The organism is Lysobacter yananisis (assembly GCF_031199375.1).
Classification (GTDB): Bacteria; Pseudomonadota; Gammaproteobacteria; order Xanthomonadales; family Xanthomonadaceae; genus Lysobacter; species Lysobacter yananisis.
This window is the reverse complement of the sequence record NZ_CP133568.1, coordinates 1,992,561-2,015,979: the sequence shown is the minus strand read 5'-3', so window position 1 is coordinate 2,015,979 and position 23,419 is coordinate 1,992,561. Positions and strand designations below refer to the sequence as shown.

The window sequence follows — 23,419 nt, the reverse complement described above, 5'->3', positions numbered from 1 at the left end:
GGAAGGCCCGCCGAAGCGGGCCTTCCTGCTTTTGCGGGTCCCCGGTCCCCGGTCCCGGGTCCTGGGGCCCGCAGCCCCATCACTTACAGATCGACGCCGAACCCCACGCCGCCGGAGCTCTCCGAGCCCGAGAACGCCGCGCCTATGCTGATCGACACGTTATCGTTGATGCGCCGGCCATAGCCGATGGCCAGGCCGCTCTCGCCGTCCTGGAAGCCCGCGCCGACCGACAGGCGGCCGCGGCCGGGCTTGGCGTAGGCGCTGTTGGCCGACATCTGCGCCATCGCCGCCGACATCGCGCCGTTGCGACGGATGCGCCGGTCCAGGTCCTCGAAGCGGTCGTTGACCTCGGCGCGGAAATTGCCGAAGTCCAGGTTCAGGCCGTTGATGCGCTGGTCGGTGTAGCTGTTGGCCGACTGCAGGGTGCGCGCGTCGCCGGCGTCGGCGCGGGCGTTGGCCTGCTGCACCTGCTGGTTGGTGTAGCCGTTGGATTGCTGCACCGCGGCCGCGTCGCCGGCCTGCATCTGGCGCAGGTTGACCGCGTCGGTCGCGGCGGTGGCGTCGGCGACGTTGGCCACGCGGGTGCCGTTGGCGCCTTCCAGGGTCAGGGTGCCGCGCGAGGCGTCGTCGTAGTTCGCCGACAGCGGCGAGCCGCCCGAACCGCCCGGGCCGGCCGGCCCCTGCGGACCTTGCGGTCCCTGGGGGCCTTGCGGACCCTGCGGCCCTTGCGGGCCCTGCGGACCGGCCGGAATGTTGGCGATGCGCCCGTACAGGTCGGTCAGGCGGCCATCGACCGCGCCGAACGCCGAGGCCACGTCGTTGAACGCGCTGCCCTGGACGGTGAAGGTCGGCGCGGCGAACACGCCGCCGGCGAAGCTGGCGCCGCCGCCGAACACGCCCATGACCCGGCCGAGCTGGGACAGGTTGACCGCATCGGTGTCCTGGGTCGCCGCGGCGACGTTGACGATCTGCCGTTCCGCGCCGGCCGCACCGACCGACACGGTGTTGGCGCGATCGGCGACCGCGTTGTTGCCCAGCGCCACCGCATCGTCGGCAGTGGCCTGCGCGTTGTAGCCGGCCGCGAGACTGCGCGCGCCGCTGGCGACGTTGTTGTTGCCGATCGCGGTCGCGTCCACGCCGCTGGCGTCGTTGTCGCCGCCGAACGCATTCGCGCGATCCGCGCGCGCCCGGTTGCTGCGGCCCACCGCGTTCGCGCCGACGCCGTCGGCGACGTTGAAGTTGCCCAGCGCGCTGCTGTCCTGCACGTTCGCGCTGTTGACGTAGCCGACCGCCGTCGCGCTCGCGCCGGCGGCCTGGTTGCCCAGGCCGACCGCGGTGGCGTCGTCGCCGCTGGCCACGCTCGAGGCGCCGACCGCGGTCGCATTCACGCCGATGGCCTGCGCACCGTTGCCCAGCGCGCTGCTGCCGACGCCGCTGGCGGCGCTGCCCGCGCCGGCGGCCACGCTGTCGGTACCGGTCTGGGCGCCGCGCACCACGAAACCGTCGCCGATGGCGCCGACCGCGCCTTGCAACTGGCGCAGGTTCACCGCATCGGTCGCCTGGGTGCCGTCGGCGACGTTGACGATTTGACGCTCCGCGCCTGCCGCACCGACCGACACGGTATTGGCGCGGTTGGCGACCGAGTTGTTGCCCAGCGCCACGGCATCGTCGGCCGTGGCCTGCGCGTTGAAGCCCGCCGCGAGGCTGCGCGCGCCGCTGGCGATGTTGCCGTTGCCGACCGCGGTCGCATCCACGCCGCTGGCGTCGTTGTCGCCGCCGAACGCGTTGGCGCGATCCGCGCGCGCCCGGTTGCTGCGGCCCACCGCGTTCGCGCCGACGCCGTCGGCGACGTTGAAGTTGCCCAGCGCGCTGCTGTCCTGCACGTTCGCGCTGTTGACGTAGCCGACCGCCGTCGCGCTCGCGCCGGCGGCCTGGTTGCCCAGGCCGACCGCGGTGGCGTCGTCGCCGCCGGCCACGCTCGAGGCGCCCACGGCCGTGGCGTTCACGCCGATGGCCTGCGCGCCGTTGCCGAAGGCGCTGCTGTTGATCCCGCTGGCGCTGGCGGCTACGCCGACCGCGACCGCATCGTCGGCGCCGGCCTGCGCGCCGAAGCCGGCGGCGAGGCTGCGCGCGCCGCTGGCGACGTTGTTGTTGCCGAGCGCGGTCGCGTCCACGCCGCCGACGTCGTTGTCGCCGCCGAACGCGTTGGAACGATCCACGCGCGCGCGGTTGCCGCGGCCGACCGCGTTGGAACCCACGCCGTCGGCGAAGTTGAAGTTGCCCAGCGCGCTGCTGTCCTGGGCGTTGGCGCTGTTGATGTAGCCCACCGCGCTGGCGTTGGCGGCGGCGGCCTGGTTGCCGCGCCCCAGCGCCACGCTTTCGTCGCCCGAGGCGGCGTTGTCGGCGCCCACCGCGGTGGCGCTGACGCCGCCGGCGAAGTTGCCGTTGCCGATGGCCTGGGCGTCGATGCCGTCGACGGTGTTGTTGCGGCCCAGCGCGACGCCGCCGTCGGCATTGGCGTTGTTGCCGCGGCCGCAGGCGATCGCATCGACGCCGTTGGCGGTGCTGCCGCCGCTGTTTTCGTTGCCCGCGACGCCGTCGTTGAGGTCGCAGTTGTTGCCTGCGAACGCCTGCCCTGGCGCGGCCATGTTCATAGCGATGACGCTGGCGATGGCCAGCGCCAATAAGGTGCTGCGATTCATTCCTTGTTTCCCCTAAGACTGACAAGAACCGATTCGGAACCGTCGTGGCGTGCGTGCTGCTCGATCGGAAGACCGCGCCCTCCCCGGCACCGGCCTTGCCAACCATAAAGCGAATTGATGCACTTTTATACGGCTAAACACGTACGAATTACTTCACCGACACCGCCAGTTCCGGCACGCTCGCGGTCATGCTGTTGCAACGCAGCAGGCGGATGCTGTCCGGTGGCCTGGCATTCGCTTCACCGCGCCGATGCGCGAGGCCGCATCCGCGCGCCGCCACACGCGCCGCGCCGGCGCGGCGGCGGCTTGCGGTGTCGGCGGAAGCCAAGCGCGGCCGCGACGCGCGATTTGCGCCAATTGCAAAGCGGACTGCGTCGTGCCGTCCCGGCATGCGGCACGGCGGCGGACGACGCCCGAATCGCCGCGTTCAGCCGCCGACCGCGTCGTCCCGAGCAGCAGCGGCGCAAGCCGCGACCGCGCCGCCGCGACTACGACGAACCCGATCCACGCAGGCGTTCCGCGCGAGCGGCGCGACCGCCCCGGCATCGATGCAGCGCCGGAATCCGGCCGCTGCGCGCTAACTTCACAACGTCGCGCGCGCCGCCAGCAACGCCCGCGTATGCGCGTGCGCCGGCGCCGCCAGCACCTGCGCCGTCGTGCCGGACTCGACGATCCGCCCCGCCTCCAGCACCGCGATGCGCTCGGCCACCGCGGCGGCCGCCGACAGGTCGTGGGTGACGAACAGCAGCGCCAGCCCGTGCTCGCGCTTGAGCCGCGCCAGCAACTGCAGCACCGCCGCGCGATGGTGCGCATCCAGCGCCGACACCGCTTCGTCGCAGACCAACAGCTGCGGCCGCGTCGCCAATGCGCGGGCGATGGCGATGCGCTGGCGCTGCCCGCCGGAGAACTGGTGCGGGTAGCGTTCGAGCATGGCCTCGTCCAGACCGACCGCGCGCAGCAGTTCGGCGGCGCGGGCGCGGCGCGCGCCGGCATCGCCGTGGCGATGGATGCGCAGCGGCTCGGCCACGATCTCGGCGACGCTCAGCCGCGGGTCCAGCGAGGCGTAAGGGTCCTGGAACACCACGCCGGTGCGCGCGCGCAGGCGGCGCAGCGCGGCGGCGTCCAGCATCGCCAGGTCGACACCGTCGAACACCACCCGCCCCTGCGCACCGCGCAACAGCCGCAGCAACGCGCGGCCGAGCGTGCTCTTGCCGCTGCCGCTCTCGCCGACCAGGGCCAGGCCTTCGCCGCGGCGCAATTCGATGTCGACCCCGTCCAACGCGGCGCGCGGCGCGCGCGGGTAGCGCATGCGCAGGCCCTCGCCGCGCAGCAGCACCGGCGCGTCGGCGGCGGTGGGCGCCGGCAGCGGCGCGATCCGGTCGGCGGCGATCAGCTCGCGGGTGTAGGCCTGCGCGGGCGCGGCGAACACCTGCGCGGCGTCGCCGCGCTCGATCGCCGCGCCGCGCCGCAGCACCAGCAGTCGCTGCGCGTAGGCGCCGACCAGCGGCAGGTCGTGGCTGATCAACAGCAGGGCCAGTCCGTCCTCGCGGCGCAGGCGGTCGAGCAGGTCGAGGATGTCGCGGGCGATGCGCGCGTCCAGCGCCGAGGTGGGTTCGTCGGCGATCAACCCGCGCGGCTCGGTCGCCAGCGCCAAAGCGATGGCGATGCGCTGGCGCTGGCCGCCGGAGAACTGGTGCGGATAGCGCGCCAGCGCCGCGGCCGGTTCGGGCAGTTGCACGCGTTCGAGCAGCGACTGCGCCTGCCGCTGCGCGTCGCCGGCCGGCAAACCGCGCACCGCGCGCAGGGTTTCGACCAGTTGCGCGCCGACCCGGCGCAGCGGATGCAGCGAAGCCAGCGGGTCCTGCGGCACCCAGGCCAGGGTGCGGCCGCGCAGGCGCGCGTGCGCGGGCGAGGCCAAGGCGATGTCCGCGCCGTCCACGCGCAACCGTCCCTGCGCGCGCAGCGGCGGCGGCAACAGGCCCAGCAGCGACAGCGCGGTCAGGCTCTTGCCGCTGCCGCTTTCGCCGACCACGCCCAGGCATTGCCCGGCGCGCAGTTCCAGGTCGAGCGGGCCGAGCAGTTCGCGCCCGGGCAGCGACACCCGCAGTTCGCGCAGTTCCAGCAGCGCGCTCATGCCGCCGCGGCCTCGGGCGCCGGCCCGTCGCCGCGCGCCTGCGCCTGGCCGCGCACGTCGAGCCAGTCGCGCAGGCCGTCGCCGAGGAACTGGAACGCGGCCAACGTCGCGACCAGGAAGCCGGCCGGGAACAACAAGGTCCACGGCGCGCTGTCGAGTTCCTGCACGCCCTCGGCGAGCAGGCCGCCCCAGCTCGAGGACGGCTCGTCGATCGACAGGCCGAGGAAGCCGAGGAAGCTCTCGACCAAAATCGCCTGCGGCAGGATCAGGCCCAGGTAGACCAGCGCCAGCGGCAGTAAGTTGGGCAGCACGTGCCAGCGCAGGCGCTGGCCGAAGCTGGCGCCGGCGGCCTGCGCGGCCAGTACGAACGCGGCCTCGCGCAGGCGCGCGGCCTCCGCGCGCATGACCCGGGCCAGGTCGATCCAGACGTAGCCGCCGATCGCCGCCAGCAACAGCCACAACGAGCGGTCGAACAGGGTCAGCAGCAGGATCACCACCAGCAGGAACGGCAGCGCCGAGAACACGTCGAGCACGCGCAGCATCCAGCGCTCGACCCAGCCGCCGGCGAGCCCGGCGACCGCGCCGTAGCCCAGCCCGATGACCAGCGCGACCACGCTGGCGAGCAGGCCGATGCCCAGCGACAGGCGCCCGCCGGCCAGGGTGCGGGCGAACACGTCGCGGCCGATGGCGTCGGTGCCGAACCAGTGCCCGGCCGTGCCCGGCGCGGCCGACAGCGCCTCCCAGTCCGGCAGCACCGGCCCGTAGCGGCCGAGCCACGGCCCCAGCCAGCACGCGGCGGCGAGCAGGCCCAGCACGGTCAGGCAGGTGCGGGCGAGCGGAGGCAGGGGAGTGGCGAATCGCATCGGGGGCATCGTAACGGTTTGGCTTCGACGTTCGGGACCGGGGACCGGGGACCCGGGACCCAGAGGCTGGATGCGGTCCCGGGTCCCGGGTCCCGGGTCCCGGGTCCCCGGGTCCCACCCGCCACATTCCCACCCGTCATATCCCCATCACCCAATACCTTTTCCCCCGCCCGGCCCCGCCGCGCCACATTTCCTACATGGTGACTGGGAAATGCTGACGATGAAGGCCAAGTACGCCCTGCGCGCGATGTGCGCGCTGGCGCGCGCCGAGAGCGGGCGGACCGCGCCGGCGGTGCGCCACGGCCGCCTGCAGGCGAAGGCGATCGCCGAGCACAGCGGGGCGCCGAGCAAGTTCCTCGAATCGATCCTGGTGGACCTGCGCGAGGCCGGCTTCATCCACAGCCGGCGCGGGCAGAAGGGCGGCCACACCCTGGCGCGGCCGGCCGACCAGATCATGGTCGGCGACCTCATCCGCGCCATCGACGGCCCGCTGGCGCCGGTGCGCTGCGCCAGCGTCAGCGCCTACCAGCCCTGCGCCGACTGCGCCGACCCGGACGCCTGCAGCCTGCGCGCGCTGATGCGCGAGGCCCGCGACGCGCTCTCGCACGTGCTCGACCGGCGCAGCCTGCGCGAGCTGGCGCTGGCGCCGGACTTCGGCGCGGCGGCGATCGACCCGGCCCTGCTCGACGCCACCTTCCTGTCCGGCGAGCCCGGAGGCGGCCGGTGAGCCGGGCGCGCAAGCCCTCCGGCAAGCGCGCCGACGCGCAGGTGTCGACCGTGCGCTACGAAGCCGGGCGCGCGCCGGAGCCGGAGATCAACATCGTCAACCTCAGCGACAGCGAGTTCGTGCTGTTGCAGGCGCTGCGCGGACTCGCCGCGGGACGGATCGAGGTGGTGGTGCAGGGCGCGCGGATCGTCGAGATCACCCGCAGCGAGCGGGTGGAGGTGACGGTGGCGGGGGAGTCGTGGGGGTGAGGGGGCGCTGTTGTTGAACTGAGAGCGCGGCCGCCGGGGGGTGGGCGCGGGTACTCGAAGACTTTTGTTATTGGGGAGATCGTGGGGACGCCTGGGGGCGGCTGCGGTTTCTATCGGGAACACCTTTGTTGTTTTTTCTGCCAGTTCCGTGGTCCGCGCCACCGGGCCCTTCCACCGTTTTCGATGAAAGGAGCACACCGATGCCAATCCAGGTTCGCCGCCGACCGCGCCCGTTCGCGCGCCTGACCGCCGCGCCGCTGTGGGCCGCGCTGGCCTGCGCCGCCGGCCTGCCGGCGCACGCGGCCGAACTCACGGTCGAGCAGTTGGCGCAACGGCTCAAGGCGATCGAACAGCGCCTGGGCACCGCCGCGCCGGCCGACGCCGGCGGCGAAGGCCTGGCCGATCTCGACCAGCGCCTGCGCATCATCGAGCGCAAGCTCGAACTGCAGGCCGAGGACAGCGCGGCCAAGGCCGCCAGCACGCCGACGGTGGCGCTGAGCGCGAGCAAGGGGCTGTCGATCAAGTCGCCGCCGCCGGGCGATGTCGAAGTCAAGTTCAAGGCGCTGCTGCAGGCCGACGGCCGCTTCTTCGTCGGCGATTCGCAAGCGCCGCAGAACGACACCTTCCTGTGGCGTCGGATCCAGCCGAGCATCGAAGGCAGCTGGGGTTCGCTGGTCGGCTTCCGGATCCTGCCCGAGTTCGCCGGCGACAGCGCCACCATCAACGACGCCTACCTCGACCTCAAGTTCGATCCGCGCGCGACGCTGCGGGTCGGCAAGTTCAAGAGTCCGGTCGGCCTGGAGCGGCTGCAGTCCAGCGGTTCCACCGGGCTGATCGAACTGGGCCTGGCCTCCGAGCTCACCCCCAACCGCGACCTCGGCCTGCAGCTGCAGGGCGAGTTCGCCGGTTCGACCGTGTCCTACGCGCTGGGCGTGTTCAACGGCGCGGTCGACGGCCGCGACAGCCCGACCGCCAATCCCGACAACGAGTTCGAATACGCCGGACGGATCTTCCTGGAACCGTGGAAGAACGCCGGCGGCGCGCTGCAGGGCCTGGGTTTCGGCCTCGGCGCCAGCGCCGGCGACCGCGCCGGCAGCGGCAACAATGTCCTGCCGCGCTACCGCACGCCGGGGCAGTCGCAGTTCTTCAACTACCGCAGCACGGTGCTCGCCGACGGCGCGAGCAAGCGCTGGTCGCCGCAGCTGTACTTCTACCGCAACGCCTTCGGCCTGCTCGGCGAATACGTCAGCTCCAGCCAGGAAGTGCGGGTGGGCGCGGCGCGCGAGGAACTCGACCACCGCGCCTGGCAGCTCACCGCCGGCCTGGTGCTCACCGGCGAAGACGCCGGCTACCGCGGCGTCGCCCGGCCTAACCAACCTTTTACCGTGGGTAGTGCAGGCTGGGGCGCGTTCGAGCTGGTCGCGCGCTACGGCCGCCTGGAGATCGACGACGCCGCGTTCCCGCGCTTCGCCGATCCCAACGCGGTCGCCGCCGCGGCGCGATCGTGGGGGCTGGGCTTGAACTGGTACCTCACCGCCAACCTGAAACTGGTCGCCAACTACACTCAGACCGCATTCGACGGCGGCGCCGCCAACGGCCGCGACCGCGAAGACGAAAAGGCGTTCTTCACCCGCGCCCAGCTCGCGTTCTGATGCGCGGCCGCACCACGCCGCGACCGCCCCACACGCTGTATTGGACTTACGCCACTTCGCAGAGGATCGACCGATGAAAACCGCATTCCGATGGGTTCTGCTCAGCGTGGCGCTCGCCGCCGGCACCGCCGCGGCCAAGGACGCCGAACTGCTCAACGTCTCCTACGACCCCACGCGCGAGTTCTACGCCGAGGTCAACCAGGTCTTCGCCGCGCAATGGAAGCAGCAGACCGGCGAGACGCTCAACATCCGCACCTCGCACGGCGGCTCGGGCAAGCAGGCGCGCGCCGTGGTCGACGGCCTGGAGGCCGACGTGGTGACGCTGGCCCTGGCCGGCGACATCGACACCGTCGCCAACGCCAAGCAGCTGCCGGCCGACTGGCAGAAGCGTCTGCCGCACCAGAGCTCGCCCTACACCTCGACCATCGTGTTCCTGGTGCGCAAGGGCAATCCGAAGGGCATCAAGGACTGGGACGACCTGATCAAGCCGGGCGTCGGCGTGATCACCCCCAACCCGAAGACCTCCGGCGGCGCGCGCTGGAACTACCTGGCGGCCTGGGCCTGGGCCTCGACCAAGTTCCGCGAGGGCGACAAGGTCACCGGGTATCTGACCCAGCTGTTCAAGAACGTGCCCGTGCTCGACACCGGCGCGCGCGGCTCCACCACGACCTTCGTCGACCGCAAGATCGGCGACGTGCTGATCGCCTGGGAGAACGAGGCGCTGCTGACGCTGGATCAATCCAACAGCCGCGGCCAGTTCGAGATCGTGGTGCCGAGCCTGAGCATCAAGGCCGAGCCGCCGGTGGCCTGGGTCGACAAGAACGTCGACAAGCACGGCACCCGCAAGCAGGCCGAGGCCTACCTGCGCTTCCTCTACACCCCCGAAGGCCAGCGCCTGGCGGCCAAGCACGGCTACCGCCCGGCCGAACCCGACAAGGTGCCGGCGGCGGAGCTGGCCAAGTTCCCGGCGGTCAAGCAAGTGACCATCGACGGCGCGTTCGGCGGCTGGAAGAAGGCGCAGGCCGCGCATTTCTCCGATGGCGGGTTCTTCGACAAGATCTACCAGCCCAAGTGAGTTCCGCCTGAGACCGCGGCCGCGCCGGCGTGCGAGAGCCGGCGCGGCCGCGGCTCGCTGTCTGTCGAAGCCGGGTTGTGCTGTTGTGGGAGGGCCTTCAGGCCCGAAGCTTTTCTCTCAGGTCATGGCGATCTGAAACAAGCTTCGGGCCTGAAGCCCCCCCACAACAGCCTGGTTCTTCCACCAGGCGCCGCCCATTCACCGTACGGAACTTCCCGGCCATCTCCGACTCAGACCCCATATCGCCATCGCGCACCTCGAAACAACCAACGCGCATTTCCACCGGTTCGGGAAACCGCGATAGCGTCGCCACCCTGCGTCCCTCAAAACTTCTGCCGCCCACCGCCACATGAGCGAGCAAGCCCTCCCATTGCCGGCCTCCGGTCGCTGGCGCCGTCCCCTGCCCGGTTTCGGGCTCGGCCTCGGCATCGGCCTGACCTGGCTCGGCCTCATCGTGCTGCTGCCGCTGGCGGCGCTGATCCTGCGTTCCGGCGGGCTCGGCTGGGCCGGCTGGGCGCGCGCGATTTCCGATTCGCGGGTGATCGCCTCGCTCAAGGTCAGCTTCGGCGCGTCGTTCGTCGCCGCGGTCGCCGCGCTGCTGTTCGGCGCGCTGATCGCCTGGGTGCTGGTGCGCTACCGCTTCCCCGGCCGGCGCCTGATGGACGCGCTGGTCGACCTGCCGTTCGCCCTGCCGACCGCGGTCGCCGGCATCACCCTGGCGGCGATCTACGACGAGAACGGTTGGGTCGGACAACTGCTGCAGCCGTTCGGCATCCAGTTGGTCAACAACTTCACCGGCATCGTCATCGCCCTGATCTTCGTCGGCCTGCCGTTCGCGGTGCGCACGGTGCAACCGGTGCTGGAAGCGCTCGGCCGCGAGCAGGAAGAAGCCGCCATCTCGCTCGGCGCCTCGCGCCTGACCACGCTGCGGCGGGTGATCCTGCCGGAATTGCTGCCGGCGCTGCTGACCGGCTTCGCCCTCGCCTTCGCCCGCGCGCTCGGCGAATTCGGCTCGGTGATCTTCATCTCCGGCAACCTGCCGTGGAAGACCGAGATCGCGCCGATGCTGATCACCATCCGCCTGGAAGAGGACGGCGGCGTGCCCGCCGCGATCGTGCTGGCGACCTTGCTGTTGCTGATGTCGTTCGCCTGCCTGCTGGCGATCAACGCCGCCTCGACCCTGTTCGCCCACGGGAACCGCCGCGATGGCTGAGCGCGACCACCTGCAGGAACCGGCCTGGGTGCGCTGGCTGCTGATCGGCCTGGCCGCGGCCATCATGCTGCTGGTGGTGGTGCTGCCGCTGTTCGCCCTGCTCGGCGCGGCGTTCGGCAGCGGGCTTGCGGTGTGGTGGAACGCGGTCGCCGAGGAACACACCGTCGCCGCGCTCAAGCTCACCCTGCTGACCGCGGCGATCGTGGTGCCGGTCAACGCGGTCTGCGGCGTGTTCGCGGCCTGGGCGCTGACCCGCTTCGAGTTCCGCGGCAAGCGCGCGCTGTTGTCGCTGATCGACCTGCCGTTCGCGGTCTCGCCGGTGGTCGCCGGCCTGTGCCTGGTGCTGTTGTTCAGCCCGACCCACGGCTTCCTCAAGGACGTATTGAACGCTTACGACCTCAAGATCCTGTTCGCCACGCCCGGGATCGTGCTGGCGACCTTGTTCGTGACCTTCCCGTTCGTGGTGCGCGAGCTGATCCCGCTGATGGAGCAACAAGGCAGCGACGAGGAACTCGCCGCGCGCTCGCTCGGCGCCAACGCCTGGACCATGTTCTTCAAGGTCACCCTGCCGAACATCAAATGGGGCCTGCTGTACGGCGTGCTGTTGTGCAGCGCGCGGGCGATGGGCGAGTTCGGCGCGGTCACCGTGGTCTCGGGCAACGTCATGGGCAGCACCAACACCCTCTCGCTGCATGTGGAAGTGCTGTACAAGCAACTCGGCGGCGAAGCCGCGGCGGCGTTCGCGGCGGCCTCGCTGCTGGCCGGCCTGGCGCTGGTGACGCTGGTGGTGAAACTGTGGCTGGAAACGCGGCACGGCGATGCGCTGGCGCAATCGCACCGGCGCAATTGATCGAGCGGATACCGAATGGACCTTCATCTCAAAGCCATCGCCAAGCGTTACGCGAACGTGGCCGCGCTCGACGCGGTCGACCTGGACGTCGCCTCGGGCGAACTGGTCGCGCTGCTCGGCCCGTCGGGTTCGGGCAAGACCACCCTGCTGCGGGTCATCGCCGGCCTGCTGCAACCCGATTCGGGGCAGATGCTGTTCGGCCAGACCGACGCCACCCGGCTCAGCCTGCGCGAGCGCAACGTCGGCTTCGTGTTCCAGCATTACGCGCTGTTCAAGCACATGACCGTGGCCGAGAACATCGCCTTCGGCCTGCGCAGCCGGCCGCGCGCGCGGCGGCCGGACAAGGCGGCGATCGCCGCGCGCGTGCGCGAACTGCTGGGGCTGATCCAGTTGCCCGAACTGGGCTCGCGCTATCCGGAGCAGTTGTCCGGCGGGCAGAAGCAGCGCGTGGCGCTGGCGCGCGCGCTGGCGATCGACCCGACCGTGCTGCTGCTCGACGAACCCTTCGGCGCGCTCGACGCCAAGGTCCGGGTCGAACTGCGGCGCTGGCTGCGCCGCCTGCACGACCAGACCGGCCAAACCACCTTGTTCGTCACCCACGACCAGGAAGAAGCGCTGGAACTGGCCGACCGCGTGGTCGTGCTCAAGGACGGCCGGATCGAGCAGATCGGCACGCCCGACGAGATCTACAGCGCGCCGGCCTCGGCCTACGTGTTCGATTTCATCGGCCGCGCCAACGTCATCGACGGCCAGACCGAAGGCGGCGAGCTGTCCGTCGACGGCCACGGCCTGCGCCTGCCGGTGGACCTGCACAGCCGCAGCCGCGCGCGGCTGTACGTGCGCCCGCACGACATCGGCCTGGTCGGCGAAGGCGAAGGGCTGCCGGCGCGGGTGCTGTCTTCTCACCGGCTGGCCGAGCGCATCACCCTGGAACTCAACGTGGAAGGCCAGGCGCGGCCGCTGGAGCTGGACCTGGTGGCGACCCCGGACGCGGTGACGCCGGCGTCGGGCAGCCTCGTCCACGTGCGGCCGCTGCGCTACCGCGTCTACTCGGACTAGCCGAAGCCTCCTGTAGGAGCGGCGCAAGCCGCGACCAACCGAAGCGACGTACGCAAGCGCAACCACCGGAAAACCGGCCCTCCAAGCCCTCATGGGCGATTCTGGGGATCGCCGCAGGCTCCGGGCGCCGACGCTTACATAAACCGTTTCGGTTGGTCGCGGCTCGCGCCGCTCCTACAGGGCGCTTTGCCGCATCCGCGGCATCCGGTTGACGCAACGCGCTGTCCCACCCATCCGCGACCCTCGGCCGCAGGCCCCCGCCCCGCGCGGGAGTAGACTAGGCCGCCATGAGCTACCCCTACACCCGCCCGCGGCGGATGCGCCGCGACGACTTCTCGCGCCGGTTGATGCGCGAGACCGTCCTCACCGCGAACGACCTGATCTACCCGGTCTTCGTCCACGAACTCGACGGCCGTGCCCCGGTCGGCTCGATGCCCGGCATCGAGCGCCTGTCGATCGACGAACTGCTGCGCGTGGCCGAACGCGCCAGCGAACTGCGGGTGCCGGCGCTGGCGCTGTTCCCGGTCACCGCGCCGGAAGCCAAGTCGCTGACCGCCGAAGCCGCGTGGCAGGACGACGGCCTGTGCCAGCGCGCGGTGCGCGCGCTCAAGCAGCGCTTCCCGGACCTGGGCGTGATCACCGACGTCGCCCTCGACCCCTACACCACCCACGGCCAGGACGGGCTGATCGACGACAGCGGTTACGTCATGAACGACGAAACCGTCGAAGCCCTGGTCAAGCAGGCGCTGTCGCACGCCGCCGCCGGCGCCGACGTCGTCGCGCCGAGCGACATGATGGACGGCCGCATCGGCCAGATCCGCGCCGAGCTGGAAAGCCAGGGCCACATCCACACCCGCATCCTGGCCTACAGCGCCAAGTACGCCTCCAGCTTCTATGGCCCGTTCCGCGACGCGGTCGGCTCGGCCGGCGCGCTCGGCAAGGGCAACAAGTACACCTACCAGATGGACCCGGCCAACAGCGACGAAGCGATGCGCGAGATCGCGCTCGACCTCGACGAAGGCGCCGACATGATCATGGTCAAGCCCGGGATGCCGTACCTGGACATCGTGCGCCGGGCCAAGGACGAATTCGGCGCGCCGACCTTCGTCTACCAGGTCAGCGGCGAGTACGCGATGCTGCGCGCGGCGATCGGCAACGGCTGGCTCGACGAACGCGGCTGCGTGATGGAAGCGCTGACCTCGATCAAGCGCGCCGGCGCCGACGGGGTGCTGACCTACTTCGCATTGGATGCGGCGCAGTGGATGCGCGAGGCGGGCTGAGGCCGGACAATGAAGCAAGCCGATTACATCAGATATGACACAGAATCTGATGCGATATCGTCCGTTGAGCTAGCTTCGATCTTTTTCTTACTAAGCCTTTCAGATGAAAGGTACTGGAAATGGTTTGTGGTCGCCCTGCACTCCGGCTTGCAAGGCGCACTTGTTTTGGCCCTGAGACATGGCGACTCCCTTCTCGTGCAGAAGCCCGGTACCGCAAAGAAAATGCTAGAAGCCTGGAGCACAAACGAACCCAGCCCATTGCCGTACATGGACAATTTGACCGGGCTCTACCAAAAGCTATCGAAGACAGACAATCCCCATCCTATTCATTTCGCTATCGAACAGAAAGTCGAATTTGAAGCGGCGATTAGCAAAATCGACTCAACCAGACACGATCTACTTCACTTCAACTCGAAGAGCTGGAGTATCGGTAAAAACTATCTTCGCGAAGAAGCTCTTTTGGCATGCAAGATCATTGCTGCTCTTTGCGCTCCGACATCAACCATTGTTTGGCACGATGAAGAAGGGAGCGTTCGCATGCAATTGGCTGTGACAAAACTCAACAAGGCCCTAAGAGACGAAGCGTGACACCGGGAAAACCTTTGGTGTGAGCGTCGCTGCTTCTATCGACGGTCAACGCATCCATCCTTCCCCGTCACCGCCGGCGCCGCGATCCGGTAGATGTCCTGCTTGCCCGCCTTCGGCGCCTTGGCCATGCCGTTGAGCAGCATCTCGCCGGGCTTGTTCCAGTCGATCACCGGTCCGTAGGTGAAGCCTTCGGCGGTGTTGAACGACAAGCCCAGCGGCACCGCTTCGCCATAGCGCTTGCCGTCGCATTGCGCGACGTACAGCCGCACCGGTTGTTCGTTGACGTCGTCGGAGCGGGTGAACACGATCGCGCGGCCGTCGCCGAGCCAGGTCGCGTCGAATTCGTCGGCGGCGGTGTTGATGCCCGGCGCCGGTCGCGGATCGACGAACGCCTGGCCGTCCCAGCGCGCGATCCACAGATCCTGGCGGCCGGCGCCGCCGCGTCCGTCGCTGGCGAACAGCAGGTGGCGTCCGTCGCGGCTCGGCGCCGGCGCCCACTCGCGTCCCGGCGTGTTGACGCCGGGGCCGAGGTTCTCGGCCGGGCCGTAGCCGCCGTCGGGCCGCACCGCGGCGCGATAGAGGTCTTCGCCGCCGAGCCCGCCGGGACGGTCGGAGAAGAAATACAACCAGCGGCCGTCGCCGCTGAACATCGGGTCGTAGTCCTTGGCCGCGCTGTTGATCGGCAACGGCTCGGGGTTCTGCCAGCGGCCGTCGACCAACGTCGCCTGCCACAGGTCGCGCCCGCCCGGGCCGCCGGGACGGTCGCTGCCCCAGACGATGCGCCGGCCGTCGGGACTCACGCTCGCACGCACTTCGCTGTGCGGCGTCGACACCACGCCCATGCCTTCTATGCCGAATTCGTTCAGGGCCGCGGCCGGCGGGCTGGCTACGGCGCAGACGAGGAGTACACTCGGAATCCACCAGACCCTGGCGTGGCGCATGCGCGTCTTGCTCCCATCGGAAGGGTCACCAGTCTAACGAGGCGCGCCCATGTCGATCGACTCCAGTTCGTCCAGCCCGGTCCTGCGCTTCGCGGTCTTCGGCCATCCGGTCGCGCACTCGCTGTCGCCGCGCATCCACGCGCACTTCGCGCGCCAGTTCGGGATCGCGCTGGAATACGCGGCGATCGACGCCGCCGCCGAGCGCTTCGACGTGGCCCTGGCCGAGTTCGCCGCCGAGGGCGGCCTCGGCGCCAACATCACCCTGCCGCTGAAGACCCGCGCCGCCAGCATCTGCACCCACCTGAGCGAGCGCGCGCGCCGCGCCGGCGCGGTCAACACCCTGATCCGCAGCGCCACCGGCTGGGAAGGCGACAACACCGACGGCGTCGGCCTGATCCGCGACCTCACCGAACGCCACGGCCTGGACCTGCGCGAGCGCCGCACTTTGCTGATCGGCGCCGGCGGCGCCGCGCGCGGAGTCGCGCCGGCGCTGCTCGACGCCGGCATCGGCGACCTGTTCATCGTCAACCGCACCGGCGAGCGCGCCGACGCGCTGGCCGACACGCTCGGCCAGCCCGGCCGCGTGCATCCGCGCTATCTCGACGACGTCGGCAACCTCGGCAACTTCGACCTCATCGTCAACGCCACTTCGGCCGCGCGCGAACATGAGTTCCCGAGCCTGCCGATGAGCCTGGCCACGCCGCGCACCGCGGCCGTGGACCTGAGCTACGGCGAAGCCGCGATCCCGTTCCTGGCCTGGGCCAAGGTCGCCGGCGCGCACGACCGCATCGACGGCCTCGGCATGCTGGTCGAGCAGGCCGCCGAGAGCTTCGAGCGCTGGCATCGCCGCCGTCCGGAGACCGATCCGGTCTATGCGCTGCTGCGCCAGGGCGCGGGCACGCTGGTGACCGCGGACTGATGCCGGCAGCGTTCGCCGCCGCATTCGACCGAACCCCCATCTTCGCCGCGCCCATGGCAAGGAGCCGCGCATGACGTTCAACGACTGGCTGCCCGCCATCCTGTCCCAGGCGGCGTTCATGACGCCGAGCCTGCTCGCCTACATCACCGGCATCGTGCTGTGCCTGTCGTGGCGGCGGCGCATCGGCGTCGGCGCGACCTATGCGGTGGCCGCCTTCGCGCTGCTGGTGTTCGGCCAGGCGCTGAGCCTGCTCGGGCAGGTCTGGATCTACCGGGCGATGGCCGACGGCATCAGCGCGAGCTCCACCTCGCTGGGCCACAGCGTGATCGGCGTGGCGCACGTGCTGATCTCGCTGGTGTCCACCGGCCTGCTGATCGCCGCGGTGCTGGCCAAGCGCCCGCCGTCGCCGGTCTGAGCGGCGCGCCGATGCAGTGCCGCGACCGCTGCGGCACCTGCTGCATCGCGCCTTCGATTACTTCGCCGATCCCGGGCATGCCGCACGGCAAACCGGCCGGGATTCCGTGCGTGCAGCTCGACGACGAGCTGCGCTGCCGCCTGTTCGGCCGGCCCGAGCGGCCGCGCTTTTGCGGGTCCCTGCAGCCGCAGGCGGAGATGTGCGGGCAATCGCGCGAGCAGGCGCTCGCGGGGCTGCTGGAACTGGATCGGGCGACCGCGCCTTAGCGCCGAACGCGGACGCCGCGCGTCGCTGCGGGCGAACCGGGCCTACAGCAAGCGATCGCGCTTCACCGCCAGGTACTTCTCCACCAGCGACGCCGCCAACTGGTCGCAGGCCACGTCCAGCACCATCACGCCCTGGCTGCGCAGCGCCTCGTGGGCCTGGGTGCGGTGTTCCAGGTATTGCGCGGCGGCGCCGGCGCGGATCGCGCCGGACAGGTCGTCGACTTCGTCGCCCAGCGCCTGGTCGAGCGAGCCTTCGCGCAGGCTGGCCACGCACACCAGGTGGCGGCCGCGCAGCATCCGCACCGCGGCCAGCAGGTCGTCCATGTCTTCGTCGCGCAGGTTGGTCACCAGCATCACCAGCGAACGCCGGCGCTGGCGCAGCGACAGTTCGGTGGCGGCGGCGAGGAAGTCTGTCGCGACCGGCTGCGGCTGCAGCGCGTAGCTGGCGCGCAGCAGGTTGTCGATCGCGCCGACGCCGCGCTGCGGCGGCACCCAGCGGCTCTGGCCGCCGCTGGCGAGCAGGCCGACGCCATCGCCCTGGCGCAGCGCCAGGTACGACACCACCAGCGCCGCGTCGAGCACGTGGTCGAAGTGCGAGAGTTCGCCGTCGCGCGCCATCAACCGGCGGCCGGTGTCGAGCATCAGCACCAGTTGCTGGTTGCGCTCGTCCTGGTACTCGCGCGAGATCAGCCGGCGCGCGCGCGCGGTGGCCTTCCAGTCGATCTGGCGCAGGCTGTCGCCGACGCGGTACTCGCGCATCTGGTGGAAGTCGGTGCCTTCGCCGCGGCGGCGCTTGACGTGCGCGCCGACCAGGCGCGAGGCCTGTTCGGCGCTGAACATCGCGAACTTGGCCAGCGGCGCGAAATTGGGGAACACGCGCACCCGCTGCGGCGCGCCGGCCACCCGCGATTGCCACCACAGGCCCCACGGCGAATGCAGCCGCAGTTGGATTCCGTCGAACTGGAAATCGCCGCGGCTGTTGGCGCGCAGGAAGTATTCGAAATCCGTCGATTGGCCCGGCGCGAGGTCGAGCCGGCGCGGCAGATCGCGCATCGCCCAACCGCCCGGATGCAGGTCGAACGCGTCCAGGCGCTGGCGCCGGTCGCCGTCGATCTGCAACGTCACCGCGCGCTCCACCCCGATCGCCCAAGTGTCGTGCATGCGCCGCTGCACGCGCGGCGTCGGCGCACGCATCACCCGCCACAGGTCCAGCGCGAGCGCCGCCAGCGCCAGCAACGCCGCGAGCTGCCACCACTGCGGCGCCAGCCAGCCTGCGCTCGCCGCCAGCCCCAGCGCCGCGCACGGCAGCGCCAGCCAGCCCAGCCGCAACGACGGCCGCGGCCAGGCCTGGCGCGCCTGCGCGCGCTCGCGCGGCACCGCGGGCGCGGCGCCGGCGACGGCGGGCAGCGGCGGCGGCGCCGGACTCATTGCCGCGGCGCTTCGACCGTGGCCAGCAGCGCGTGCAGCACGTCGTCGGCGGACTGGCCTTCGATCTGCAGTTCCGGCGCCAACGCGATGCGATGGCGCAGCACCGGTTTGGCGATCTCGCGCACGTCGTCGGGGGTGACGAAGTCGCGCCCCGACAGCACCGCCTGCGCGCGCGCCGCGCGCACCAGGCCGAGGCTGCCGCGCGGCCCCGCGCCGAGCGCGATGCCGGCCCAGTCGCGGGTCTTGGCGACGATGCGCACGGCGTAGTCGATCACCGCCTCGTCCACCCGCACCAGCGCGGTGCCGAGCTGCATCGCGACGATCTCCTCCGGCCCGAGCACGCGCTGCACCTGCGAGAGATCGAAGTCCGACGCGCTGCGGCCCAGGCTCACCGCGGCGACCATGCGCTTCTCGTCGGCCAGGGTCGGGTAGCCGATCAGCACCTTCAGCAGGAAGCGGTCGAGCTGGGCTTCCGGCAACGGATAAGTGCCTTCCTGTTCGACCGGGTTCTGGGTGGCCAGGGTCAGGAACGGCGGCGGCAGCTCGAAGCTGTGGCCTTCGATGGTGACCTGCAGCTCCTGCATCGCCTCCAGCAGCGCCGACTGGGTCTTGGCCGGCGCGCGGTTGATCTCGTCGGCCAGCAGCAGGTTGGTGAACACCGGGCCGCGGCGGATGTTGAAGCTCTCGGTCTTGGGGTCGTACACCGCGTGGCCGCTGATGTCGCTGGGCATCAGGTCGGGGGTGAACTGGACGCGCGCGTACCCGCAGTCCAGGGCCTTGGACAGCGCCCGCACCACCAGCGTCTTGCCGAGCCCGGGCACGCCTTCGAGCAGGGCGTGGCCGCCGGCGAGCAGCGCGATCAGGATCTGGTCGAGCACGTCGGCCTGGCCGATGAAGGCCTTGCCGACCTCATCGCGCACGGCGGCGGCGCGTTCGGCGAGCGCGGGGCCGGTGATCGGGACGAGCGGAGCGGCGTCGAGGCTCATAGTCGGTTTCTCATGCGGATCAAGGTGGCGATGCGGGTGCGGAACGCGGCGTGGTCTCGCGCCAGCGGATGGGCCAGGGCGTCGCGGATCTGCGCCGGTCCCAGGCCGGGTTCGTTCTTGTAGCGCTGGGCCAGCAGTTCCACCTGCGCCTCGCCTTCGATCGAGGCGGCGTAGGGGTCGCGCCGGCGCAGGCGCAGCAGGAACGCGGCGCGCACCGAGGCGTACAGGCTCGGGCCGTAGCCGTAGCGGTAGATGTGCTCGCCGCTGGCGACGATGTGTTCGAGCAGCGAGCGCCGCTCCATCGCCGGCGCCGGCCGCAGCGGGCCGAAGCGCTGCATGCGCTGCCACAGCCACGCCGCCAGCCACAGCAGCAGCGGCAGCCAGGCCATCCAACTGTTGCGGATCAGGGTCTGCCACAGCGACGGGACGTCGGCGGCGTAGATCAGGTGGATCGTACCGGCGCGGTAGTTCGGCGCCAGCACCTGGCGGGCGAAGGCGGCGTTGGACGGCTGCGCGACCTCGTCGTCGCCGTGGCGGACGCCGGCGAAGGCCGCCAGCGCCGAACCGCCGCGGTTGGACAGGAAGTCCATGTCCGCCAGCACGTCGACCCGGCCCTCGCCGTAGGGCAGGCGCGCGTAGACGTAGGCGCTGTCCTCGTCGCCCCAGGCCGCTTCGGGCGCGGCGTCGGCGTTGTAGAAGTAGAAGCGGCGCGCGCCGCAGAACACCAGTTGCGACTCGCGCCCGCGTTCGTACAGATTGGCGCAGCCGCTGCGCTGGCCGTTGTCTTCGTTGTCGGCGGCGTCGAGCAGGGTCACCCCGACTTCCTCGAGCACCGGCACCTTGGCCTCGCCCAGGCGCTCGCGCCACGGCGGCGTGCGCACGATCAGGTGGCCGCCGCGCGCGACCCATTCCAGCAGCGCCTTGGCGTCCGGCGCGGCCAGGGTGCGCGGGTCGCGGTAGATCAGCACCGTGTCGCGCGGCTGCAGCGGATGCTGCGACAGCAGCAGGCGCTGGCGCGCGTCGACCTTGACCCCGTCCTTGGCCAGCGCCAGCTTGAGCACGTACAGCGGATTGCTCGCCGCCTCGCCGGTGCGCGGCAGGTCCACCATCTCTTCGCTGCGCACGTAATCCTTGCGCCACAGGCTGTAGCCGCCGAACCCCAGCAGCGCGACCAGCGCGAGCAGCGCCAACGCGATCAGGCCCTGGCGGCTCATGCGGCCCACCCGAAGCGCCGGCTCAGCAGCGCCACCAGATCGTCGAAATCGTCGCCGCCGGGCAGGGTCTGGGCATAGGCCGCGTACTGCCAGACCCGCACCGCGCGCGCGAACGCATCGCGGTCCTCGGCCAGCGGCAGTTTGCGCGAGGCGCGCAGGCACTGCGCCTCGGTCGCGCCGGGCACCAGGGTCACCTGCGCGCGCTGCGCCATCGACTCGACCGCGGCGCGGTACATCAGCGCCAGCGCGTCGCGCGCGCGGCCGCCCTGCCACAGCCGGCGGATCGCGGTCGGGATGTCGTCGGGCAAGGGCTCGGGTTCGGCCAGCGCGGCGTTGCGCAGCTCGCCCGGCGCCGGTTCTTCCTCGAACGCGCCGCCGCGGAACCAGCCCAGCCAGCGGCCCATGCTGAACAACAGCGCGCCGACGACCAGCGCCACCACGCCCCACAGCGCCAGTTCCAGGCCGGTCGCCAGGCCGCCGCTGAGGCCCTTGAAACCGTCGAAATCGCGCGAGTCGCGGCGCCGTTCGGTCTTGGGCTTGTCGGCCTCGGCGCGCGACTTCCACACCGTCTGCTTCTGCTTGGGCGCGACCGTGGGGTCCTTCATCGCCTGCTCGACCGCGTTGCGCAGCGAACGGTCGTCGCTGCGCGCCGGGCCGTACAGGCCGTCGAGCGTGGAGGGCTGGTCGGCGGCCTTCTCGCCAGGGCCGCGGATCGGCACGCTGGGGAAGGACGGCGCGTCTTCTTCCTCGTAGGACGCGTCGTCCTGCGCTTCTTCGCTGGCCGGCTCTTCGCTGGCCGCGTCCTCAGTGACCGTCTCTTCGCCAGTCGCGTCCTCGCTAACCGCCCCGGCCGCGTCGCGCGCGGCCGCCTCGGCTTCGCGCCGCATCTGCGCGGCGACCGCTTCGCCGCGCTCGCGCGCCTGCCGTTCGATGCGCGCCTGATCGGTCTCGCGGTCCGCCGCCGGCGCGTCGCCGCCCTCGAACTGCGCCGAACGGTCCGCGCCCGATTGCGCCATCGCCTGCGGCAACCACGCGCCCAGGCCGACGCCGACGCACAGCGCCAGCAGCGCCGGCGCCGCCGCCGCGCTCAGGCGCGCGCGCAGGCGACGGAACACGATCTCGATGTCCCAGCCTTCGATCTCGGTGCGGCGGTTGAGGTACAGGCCGAAACCGGCGCCGACGTAGAACGGTTCGATCAGGCTGGCCGCGATCCAGGCCAGCGCGTTGAACAGCGCGTTCATCCAGTGCGGCTGTTCGAGGAAGGCGTCCCACAGCGACTTGAACGTGTCGGGCAGGTAGTCGAAGGGCACGAACATGATCCCGGCGAACACCAGCCCCAGGATCATCACCAGTTCGAAGTTCGCGCACACCAGGGTCAGCAGCGAGCACACCCCGTACACCGGCGCGCCGAGCGCGGCGCGGCGCTGGCGCGCTTCGCCGCTGTCGCCGCCTTCGAGCAGGTCCACCGGCAGGTACAGCGGCCGCGCCGGGCCGAGCCGGCGCCAGGTCAGGTACGGCAGCCACCAGCGCCCGCCCCAGCGCAGCGCGGCGCGCACGGTCTGGCGCGGAGTCGGGGTTTCGCCGAACACCGCGCGCGAAATGACGTACAGCGGGATGCGGTCGAACCAGGGCTTGAGCCACCACATCAGCAGGCCCGACAGCCACAGCAGGTCCAGCGCCCAACCGGCGGCGTTGAGCAGCACCAGCAGCGGCAGGGTCACCAGCAGCCACGGCTTCCAGATCGCGCCGGCGTTGCGGCGGACCAGGGCCATGCCCAGTTCGCAGGCTTCCCAGGCGGTGCGCGGGCGCAGGGCGACGGTGAGCGCTTCGAGCTTCATGCGGCGTCTTCGTCGTCCTGGTGGGCCGCGTTGCGGCCGCCGCGCAGCAACCACAGTGCGGTCAGCGCCCACAGCAGCGCGCCGACCGCGTACTTGATCGACGCCGGCATGTTGGCGATCGACGACCAGAACGCCTCGACGAAGGCGGCGAACACCAGCATCGCGAACACGCCGATGCAGATCTTGGCGCCGCGGCGACCGCCGTGGATCAGCGAATCCACGCGCCGGCGCTGGCCCGGCGCGATCAGGCTCAGGCCCATGCGCAGGCCGGCGCCGCCGGCGATCACGATCGCGGTCAGCTCCGGCGCCGAATGCCCGGCGACGAAGCGCCAGAACGGATCGCCGTGGCCGACCGCCTGCAGGTGCCCGGCCACGCCGCCGATCATGATGCCGTTGAAGATCAGCACGAACACCGTGCCCACCCCGGCGACCAGGCCGGTAGCGAAGGTCTGGAAGCCGATGCCGACGTTGTTGCCGATGTAGTGGGCGAACATCTGCAGGTCGTCTTCGTTGGTGCGGCCCAGGCTGCGCTTGGAGGCCGGGTCGTACATCTGTTCGAACTGCGCCAGCATCTGCGGCGGGAACAGGCCCGAGGCCAGGTCCGGCTTCATCTGGATGGCGACGAAGATGCTCACCAGCGGGACCAGGAACAGCAGCGCCGCGGCCAGCATGCAGCGCCACTCGGCGCGGACCAGGCGCGGGAAGCCGGCCAGCAGGAATTCGACCGCGCGGCGCGGATGCGCCGGCTTGGTCCGGTACAGCACGCTGTGGCCGCGCTGCATGAGTTGCTGCAGGCGGTCGGTGACCACCGCGCTGTAGCCGCGCCGGCGCGCCAGCGCCAGTTGCTGGCACAGGCGGCGGTGGCGCGCGGGCATCTCGTCGTCGCGGATGCCGGACCATTCGCGCCGGGTCGAGCGCGCGCGCCGCGCGCTGTCGCTGCGGCGCTCCAGCCACAGTTCGAATTCGCGCCACTCGGCCTGGTGGCGTTCGACGAATCGTTCCTGCTTCATGGCCGTCCGCC

22 protein-coding genes are annotated in these 23,419 nt (G+C 71.1%); 12 read left to right on the top strand and 10 right to left on the bottom strand.

The window, feature by feature from the left end; genetic code table 11:
• Positions 1-83 precede the first annotated feature (83 nt).
• The 4 genes from RDV84_RS08495 to RDV84_RS08480 form a co-directional block, all read right to left on the bottom strand.
• Positions 84-2,702: a YadA family autotransporter adhesin gene (locus RDV84_RS08495; protein ID WP_309153074.1), complete on the bottom strand. Its 2,619-nt coding sequence runs from the start codon at positions 2,700-2,702 to the stop codon at positions 84-86.
• A 148-nt stretch (positions 2,703-2,850) separates the two neighbouring features.
• The gene (locus RDV84_RS08490; RefSeq protein WP_250448794.1) at positions 2,851-3,030 is read right to left on the bottom strand and encodes a hypothetical protein; all 180 of its coding nucleotides are present in this window, start codon (positions 3,028-3,030) and stop codon (positions 2,851-2,853) included.
• 255 nt (positions 3,031-3,285) lie between these two features.
• On the bottom strand, positions 3,286-4,836 hold the full coding sequence (locus RDV84_RS08485; RefSeq protein ID WP_309153073.1) for a dipeptide ABC transporter ATP-binding protein: 1,551 nt from the start codon (positions 4,834-4,836) through the stop codon (positions 3,286-3,288).
• Positions 4,833-5,699 (bottom strand): ABC transporter permease, encoded by an 867-nt coding sequence (locus RDV84_RS08480; RefSeq protein ID WP_250448792.1) that lies wholly within the window; start codon positions 5,697-5,699, stop codon positions 4,833-4,835. Before RDV84_RS08480 ends, RDV84_RS08485 begins: the two co-directional genes overlap by 4 nt.
• Positions 5,700-5,910: 211 nt before the next feature.
• Here RDV84_RS08480 and RDV84_RS08475 point away from each other — a divergent pair, with 211 nt between their 5' ends.
• From RDV84_RS08475 to RDV84_RS08435, 9 genes are all read left to right on the top strand, one after another.
• Entirely contained in the window at positions 5,911-6,426 is a 516-nt protein-coding gene (locus RDV84_RS08475; protein ID WP_078997193.1) for an RrF2 family transcriptional regulator, read from the top strand.
• On the top strand, positions 6,423-6,674 hold the full coding sequence (locus RDV84_RS08470; protein ID WP_309153072.1) for a hypothetical protein: 252 nt from the start codon (positions 6,423-6,425) through the stop codon (positions 6,672-6,674). Before RDV84_RS08475 ends, RDV84_RS08470 begins: the two co-directional genes overlap by 4 nt.
• Before the next feature lie 200 nt (positions 6,675-6,874).
• Positions 6,875-8,326, top strand: a complete 1,452-nt coding sequence (locus RDV84_RS08465) for an OprO/OprP family phosphate-selective porin (RefSeq protein ID WP_309153071.1) — start codon at positions 6,875-6,877, stop codon at positions 8,324-8,326.
• A gap of 73 nt (positions 8,327-8,399) precedes the next feature.
• Complete coding sequence (locus tag RDV84_RS08460; RefSeq protein ID WP_082644723.1) at positions 8,400-9,401, top strand: sulfate ABC transporter substrate-binding protein; 1,002 nt, start codon at positions 8,400-8,402, stop codon at positions 9,399-9,401.
• Positions 9,402-9,750: 349 nt separating this feature from the next.
• Positions 9,751-10,614: a sulfate ABC transporter permease subunit CysT gene (gene cysT, locus RDV84_RS08455; protein WP_057949466.1), complete on the top strand. Its 864-nt coding sequence runs from the start codon at positions 9,751-9,753 to the stop codon at positions 10,612-10,614.
• A complete protein-coding gene (gene cysW, locus RDV84_RS08450) occupies positions 10,607-11,464 on the top strand; it encodes a sulfate ABC transporter permease subunit CysW (protein WP_057949467.1) in 858 nt (285 codons plus the stop codon). The genes cysT and cysW overlap by 8 nt, the downstream gene beginning before the upstream one ends.
• A 15-nt stretch (positions 11,465-11,479) precedes the next feature.
• Positions 11,480-12,523: a sulfate/molybdate ABC transporter ATP-binding protein gene (locus RDV84_RS08445; protein WP_057949468.1), complete on the top strand. Its 1,044-nt coding sequence runs from the start codon at positions 11,480-11,482 to the stop codon at positions 12,521-12,523.
• Between the two features lie 287 nt (positions 12,524-12,810).
• Entirely contained in the window at positions 12,811-13,803 is a 993-nt protein-coding gene (gene hemB / locus RDV84_RS08440) for a porphobilinogen synthase (protein WP_057949469.1), read from the top strand.
• Positions 13,804-13,812: 9 nt separating this feature from the next.
• The gene (locus RDV84_RS08435; RefSeq protein ID WP_138885438.1) at positions 13,813-14,391 is read left to right on the top strand and encodes a hypothetical protein; all 579 of its coding nucleotides are present in this window, start codon (positions 13,813-13,815) and stop codon (positions 14,389-14,391) included.
• 35 nt (positions 14,392-14,426) lie between these two features.
• Here the strand turns inward: RDV84_RS08435 and RDV84_RS08430 are convergent, their stop codons facing one another.
• Positions 14,427-15,332: a TolB-like protein gene (locus tag RDV84_RS08430; protein ID WP_309153070.1), complete on the bottom strand. Its 906-nt coding sequence runs from the start codon at positions 15,330-15,332 to the stop codon at positions 14,427-14,429.
• Positions 15,333-15,381: 49 nt separating this feature from the next.
• Here RDV84_RS08430 and aroE point away from each other — a divergent pair, with 49 nt between their 5' ends.
• The 3 genes from aroE to RDV84_RS08415 all read left to right on the top strand — a co-directional run bounded on the left by aroE (position 15,382) and on the right by RDV84_RS08415 (position 16,932).
• Complete coding sequence (gene aroE / locus RDV84_RS08425; RefSeq protein WP_309153069.1) at positions 15,382-16,251, top strand: shikimate dehydrogenase; 870 nt, start codon at positions 15,382-15,384, stop codon at positions 16,249-16,251.
• A gap of 70 nt (positions 16,252-16,321) precedes the next feature.
• Positions 16,322-16,666: a hypothetical protein gene (locus RDV84_RS08420; protein WP_309153068.1), complete on the top strand. Its 345-nt coding sequence runs from the start codon at positions 16,322-16,324 to the stop codon at positions 16,664-16,666.
• 11 nt (positions 16,667-16,677) lie between these two features.
• Positions 16,678-16,932, top strand: coding sequence for a YkgJ family cysteine cluster protein (locus RDV84_RS08415; protein WP_309153067.1), 255 nt, complete (start codon positions 16,678-16,680; stop codon positions 16,930-16,932).
• 42 nt (positions 16,933-16,974) lie between these two features.
• Here the strand turns inward: RDV84_RS08415 and RDV84_RS08410 are convergent, their stop codons facing one another.
• The 5 genes from RDV84_RS08410 to RDV84_RS08390 are packed head-to-tail and all read right to left on the bottom strand — an operon-like array spanning position 16,975 to position 23,408.
• Complete coding sequence (locus tag RDV84_RS08410; RefSeq protein WP_309153066.1) at positions 16,975-18,360, bottom strand: DUF58 domain-containing protein; 1,386 nt, start codon at positions 18,358-18,360, stop codon at positions 16,975-16,977.
• Positions 18,357-19,346: an AAA family ATPase gene (locus RDV84_RS08405; RefSeq protein ID WP_057949474.1), complete on the bottom strand. Its 990-nt coding sequence runs from the start codon at positions 19,344-19,346 to the stop codon at positions 18,357-18,359. The genes RDV84_RS08410 and RDV84_RS08405 overlap by 4 nt, the downstream gene beginning before the upstream one ends.
• On the bottom strand, positions 19,343-20,560 hold the full coding sequence (locus RDV84_RS08400; RefSeq protein ID WP_078997201.1) for a DUF4350 domain-containing protein: 1,218 nt from the start codon (positions 20,558-20,560) through the stop codon (positions 19,343-19,345). The genes RDV84_RS08405 and RDV84_RS08400 overlap by 4 nt, the downstream gene beginning before the upstream one ends.
• Positions 20,557-22,398, bottom strand: a complete 1,842-nt coding sequence (locus RDV84_RS08395) for a DUF4129 domain-containing protein (RefSeq protein WP_309153065.1) — start codon at positions 22,396-22,398, stop codon at positions 20,557-20,559. Before RDV84_RS08395 ends, RDV84_RS08400 begins: the two co-directional genes overlap by 4 nt.
• A complete protein-coding gene (locus RDV84_RS08390; RefSeq protein ID WP_078997203.1) occupies positions 22,395-23,408 on the bottom strand; it encodes a stage II sporulation protein M in 1,014 nt (337 codons plus the stop codon). The genes RDV84_RS08395 and RDV84_RS08390 overlap by 4 nt, the downstream gene beginning before the upstream one ends.
• Positions 23,409-23,419: the final 11 nt, after the last annotated feature.

Bases quoted from the DNA above. Each gene is read 5' to 3' on its own strand.
- RDV84_RS08405 (WP_057949474.1), bottom strand. From the start codon at position 19,346: ATGAGCCTCGACGCCGCTCCGCTCGTCCCGATCACCGGCCCCGCGCTC.
- cysW (WP_057949467.1), top strand. From the start codon at position 10,607: ATGGCTGAGCGCGACCACCTGCAGGAACCGGCCTGGGTGCGCTGGCTG.
- RDV84_RS08410 (WP_309153066.1), bottom strand. From the start codon at position 18,360: ATGAGTCCGGCGCCGCCGCCGCTGCCCGCCGTCGCCGGCGCCGCGCCC.
- RDV84_RS08390 (WP_078997203.1), bottom strand. From the start codon at position 23,408: ATGAAGCAGGAACGATTCGTCGAACGCCACCAGGCCGAGTGGCGCGAA.
- RDV84_RS08430 (WP_309153070.1), bottom strand. From the start codon at position 15,332: ATGCGCCACGCCAGGGTCTGGTGGATTCCGAGTGTACTCCTCGTCTGC.
- RDV84_RS08495 (WP_309153074.1), bottom strand. From the start codon at position 2,702: ATGAATCGCAGCACCTTATTGGCGCTGGCCATCGCCAGCGTCATCGCT.
- RDV84_RS08475 (WP_078997193.1), top strand. From the start codon at position 5,911: ATGCTGACGATGAAGGCCAAGTACGCCCTGCGCGCGATGTGCGCGCTG.
- RDV84_RS08480 (WP_250448792.1), bottom strand. From the start codon at position 5,699: ATGCGATTCGCCACTCCCCTGCCTCCGCTCGCCCGCACCTGCCTGACC.
- RDV84_RS08400 (WP_078997201.1), bottom strand. From the start codon at position 20,560: ATGAGCCGCCAGGGCCTGATCGCGTTGGCGCTGCTCGCGCTGGTCGCG.
- aroE (WP_309153069.1), top strand. From the start codon at position 15,382: ATGTCGATCGACTCCAGTTCGTCCAGCCCGGTCCTGCGCTTCGCGGTC.
- RDV84_RS08420 (WP_309153068.1), top strand. From the start codon at position 16,322: ATGACGTTCAACGACTGGCTGCCCGCCATCCTGTCCCAGGCGGCGTTC.
- hemB (WP_057949469.1), top strand. From the start codon at position 12,811: ATGAGCTACCCCTACACCCGCCCGCGGCGGATGCGCCGCGACGACTTC.
- RDV84_RS08435 (WP_138885438.1), top strand. From the start codon at position 13,813: ATGAAGCAAGCCGATTACATCAGATATGACACAGAATCTGATGCGATA.
- cysT (WP_057949466.1), top strand. From the start codon at position 9,751: ATGAGCGAGCAAGCCCTCCCATTGCCGGCCTCCGGTCGCTGGCGCCGT.
- RDV84_RS08485 (WP_309153073.1), bottom strand. From the start codon at position 4,836: ATGAGCGCGCTGCTGGAACTGCGCGAACTGCGGGTGTCGCTGCCCGGG.
- RDV84_RS08415 (WP_309153067.1), top strand. From the start codon at position 16,678: ATGCAGTGCCGCGACCGCTGCGGCACCTGCTGCATCGCGCCTTCGATT.
- RDV84_RS08460 (WP_082644723.1), top strand. From the start codon at position 8,400: ATGAAAACCGCATTCCGATGGGTTCTGCTCAGCGTGGCGCTCGCCGCC.
- RDV84_RS08395 (WP_309153065.1), bottom strand. From the start codon at position 22,398: ATGAAGCTCGAAGCGCTCACCGTCGCCCTGCGCCCGCGCACCGCCTGG.
- RDV84_RS08465 (WP_309153071.1), top strand. From the start codon at position 6,875: ATGCCAATCCAGGTTCGCCGCCGACCGCGCCCGTTCGCGCGCCTGACC.
- RDV84_RS08445 (WP_057949468.1), top strand. From the start codon at position 11,480: ATGGACCTTCATCTCAAAGCCATCGCCAAGCGTTACGCGAACGTGGCC.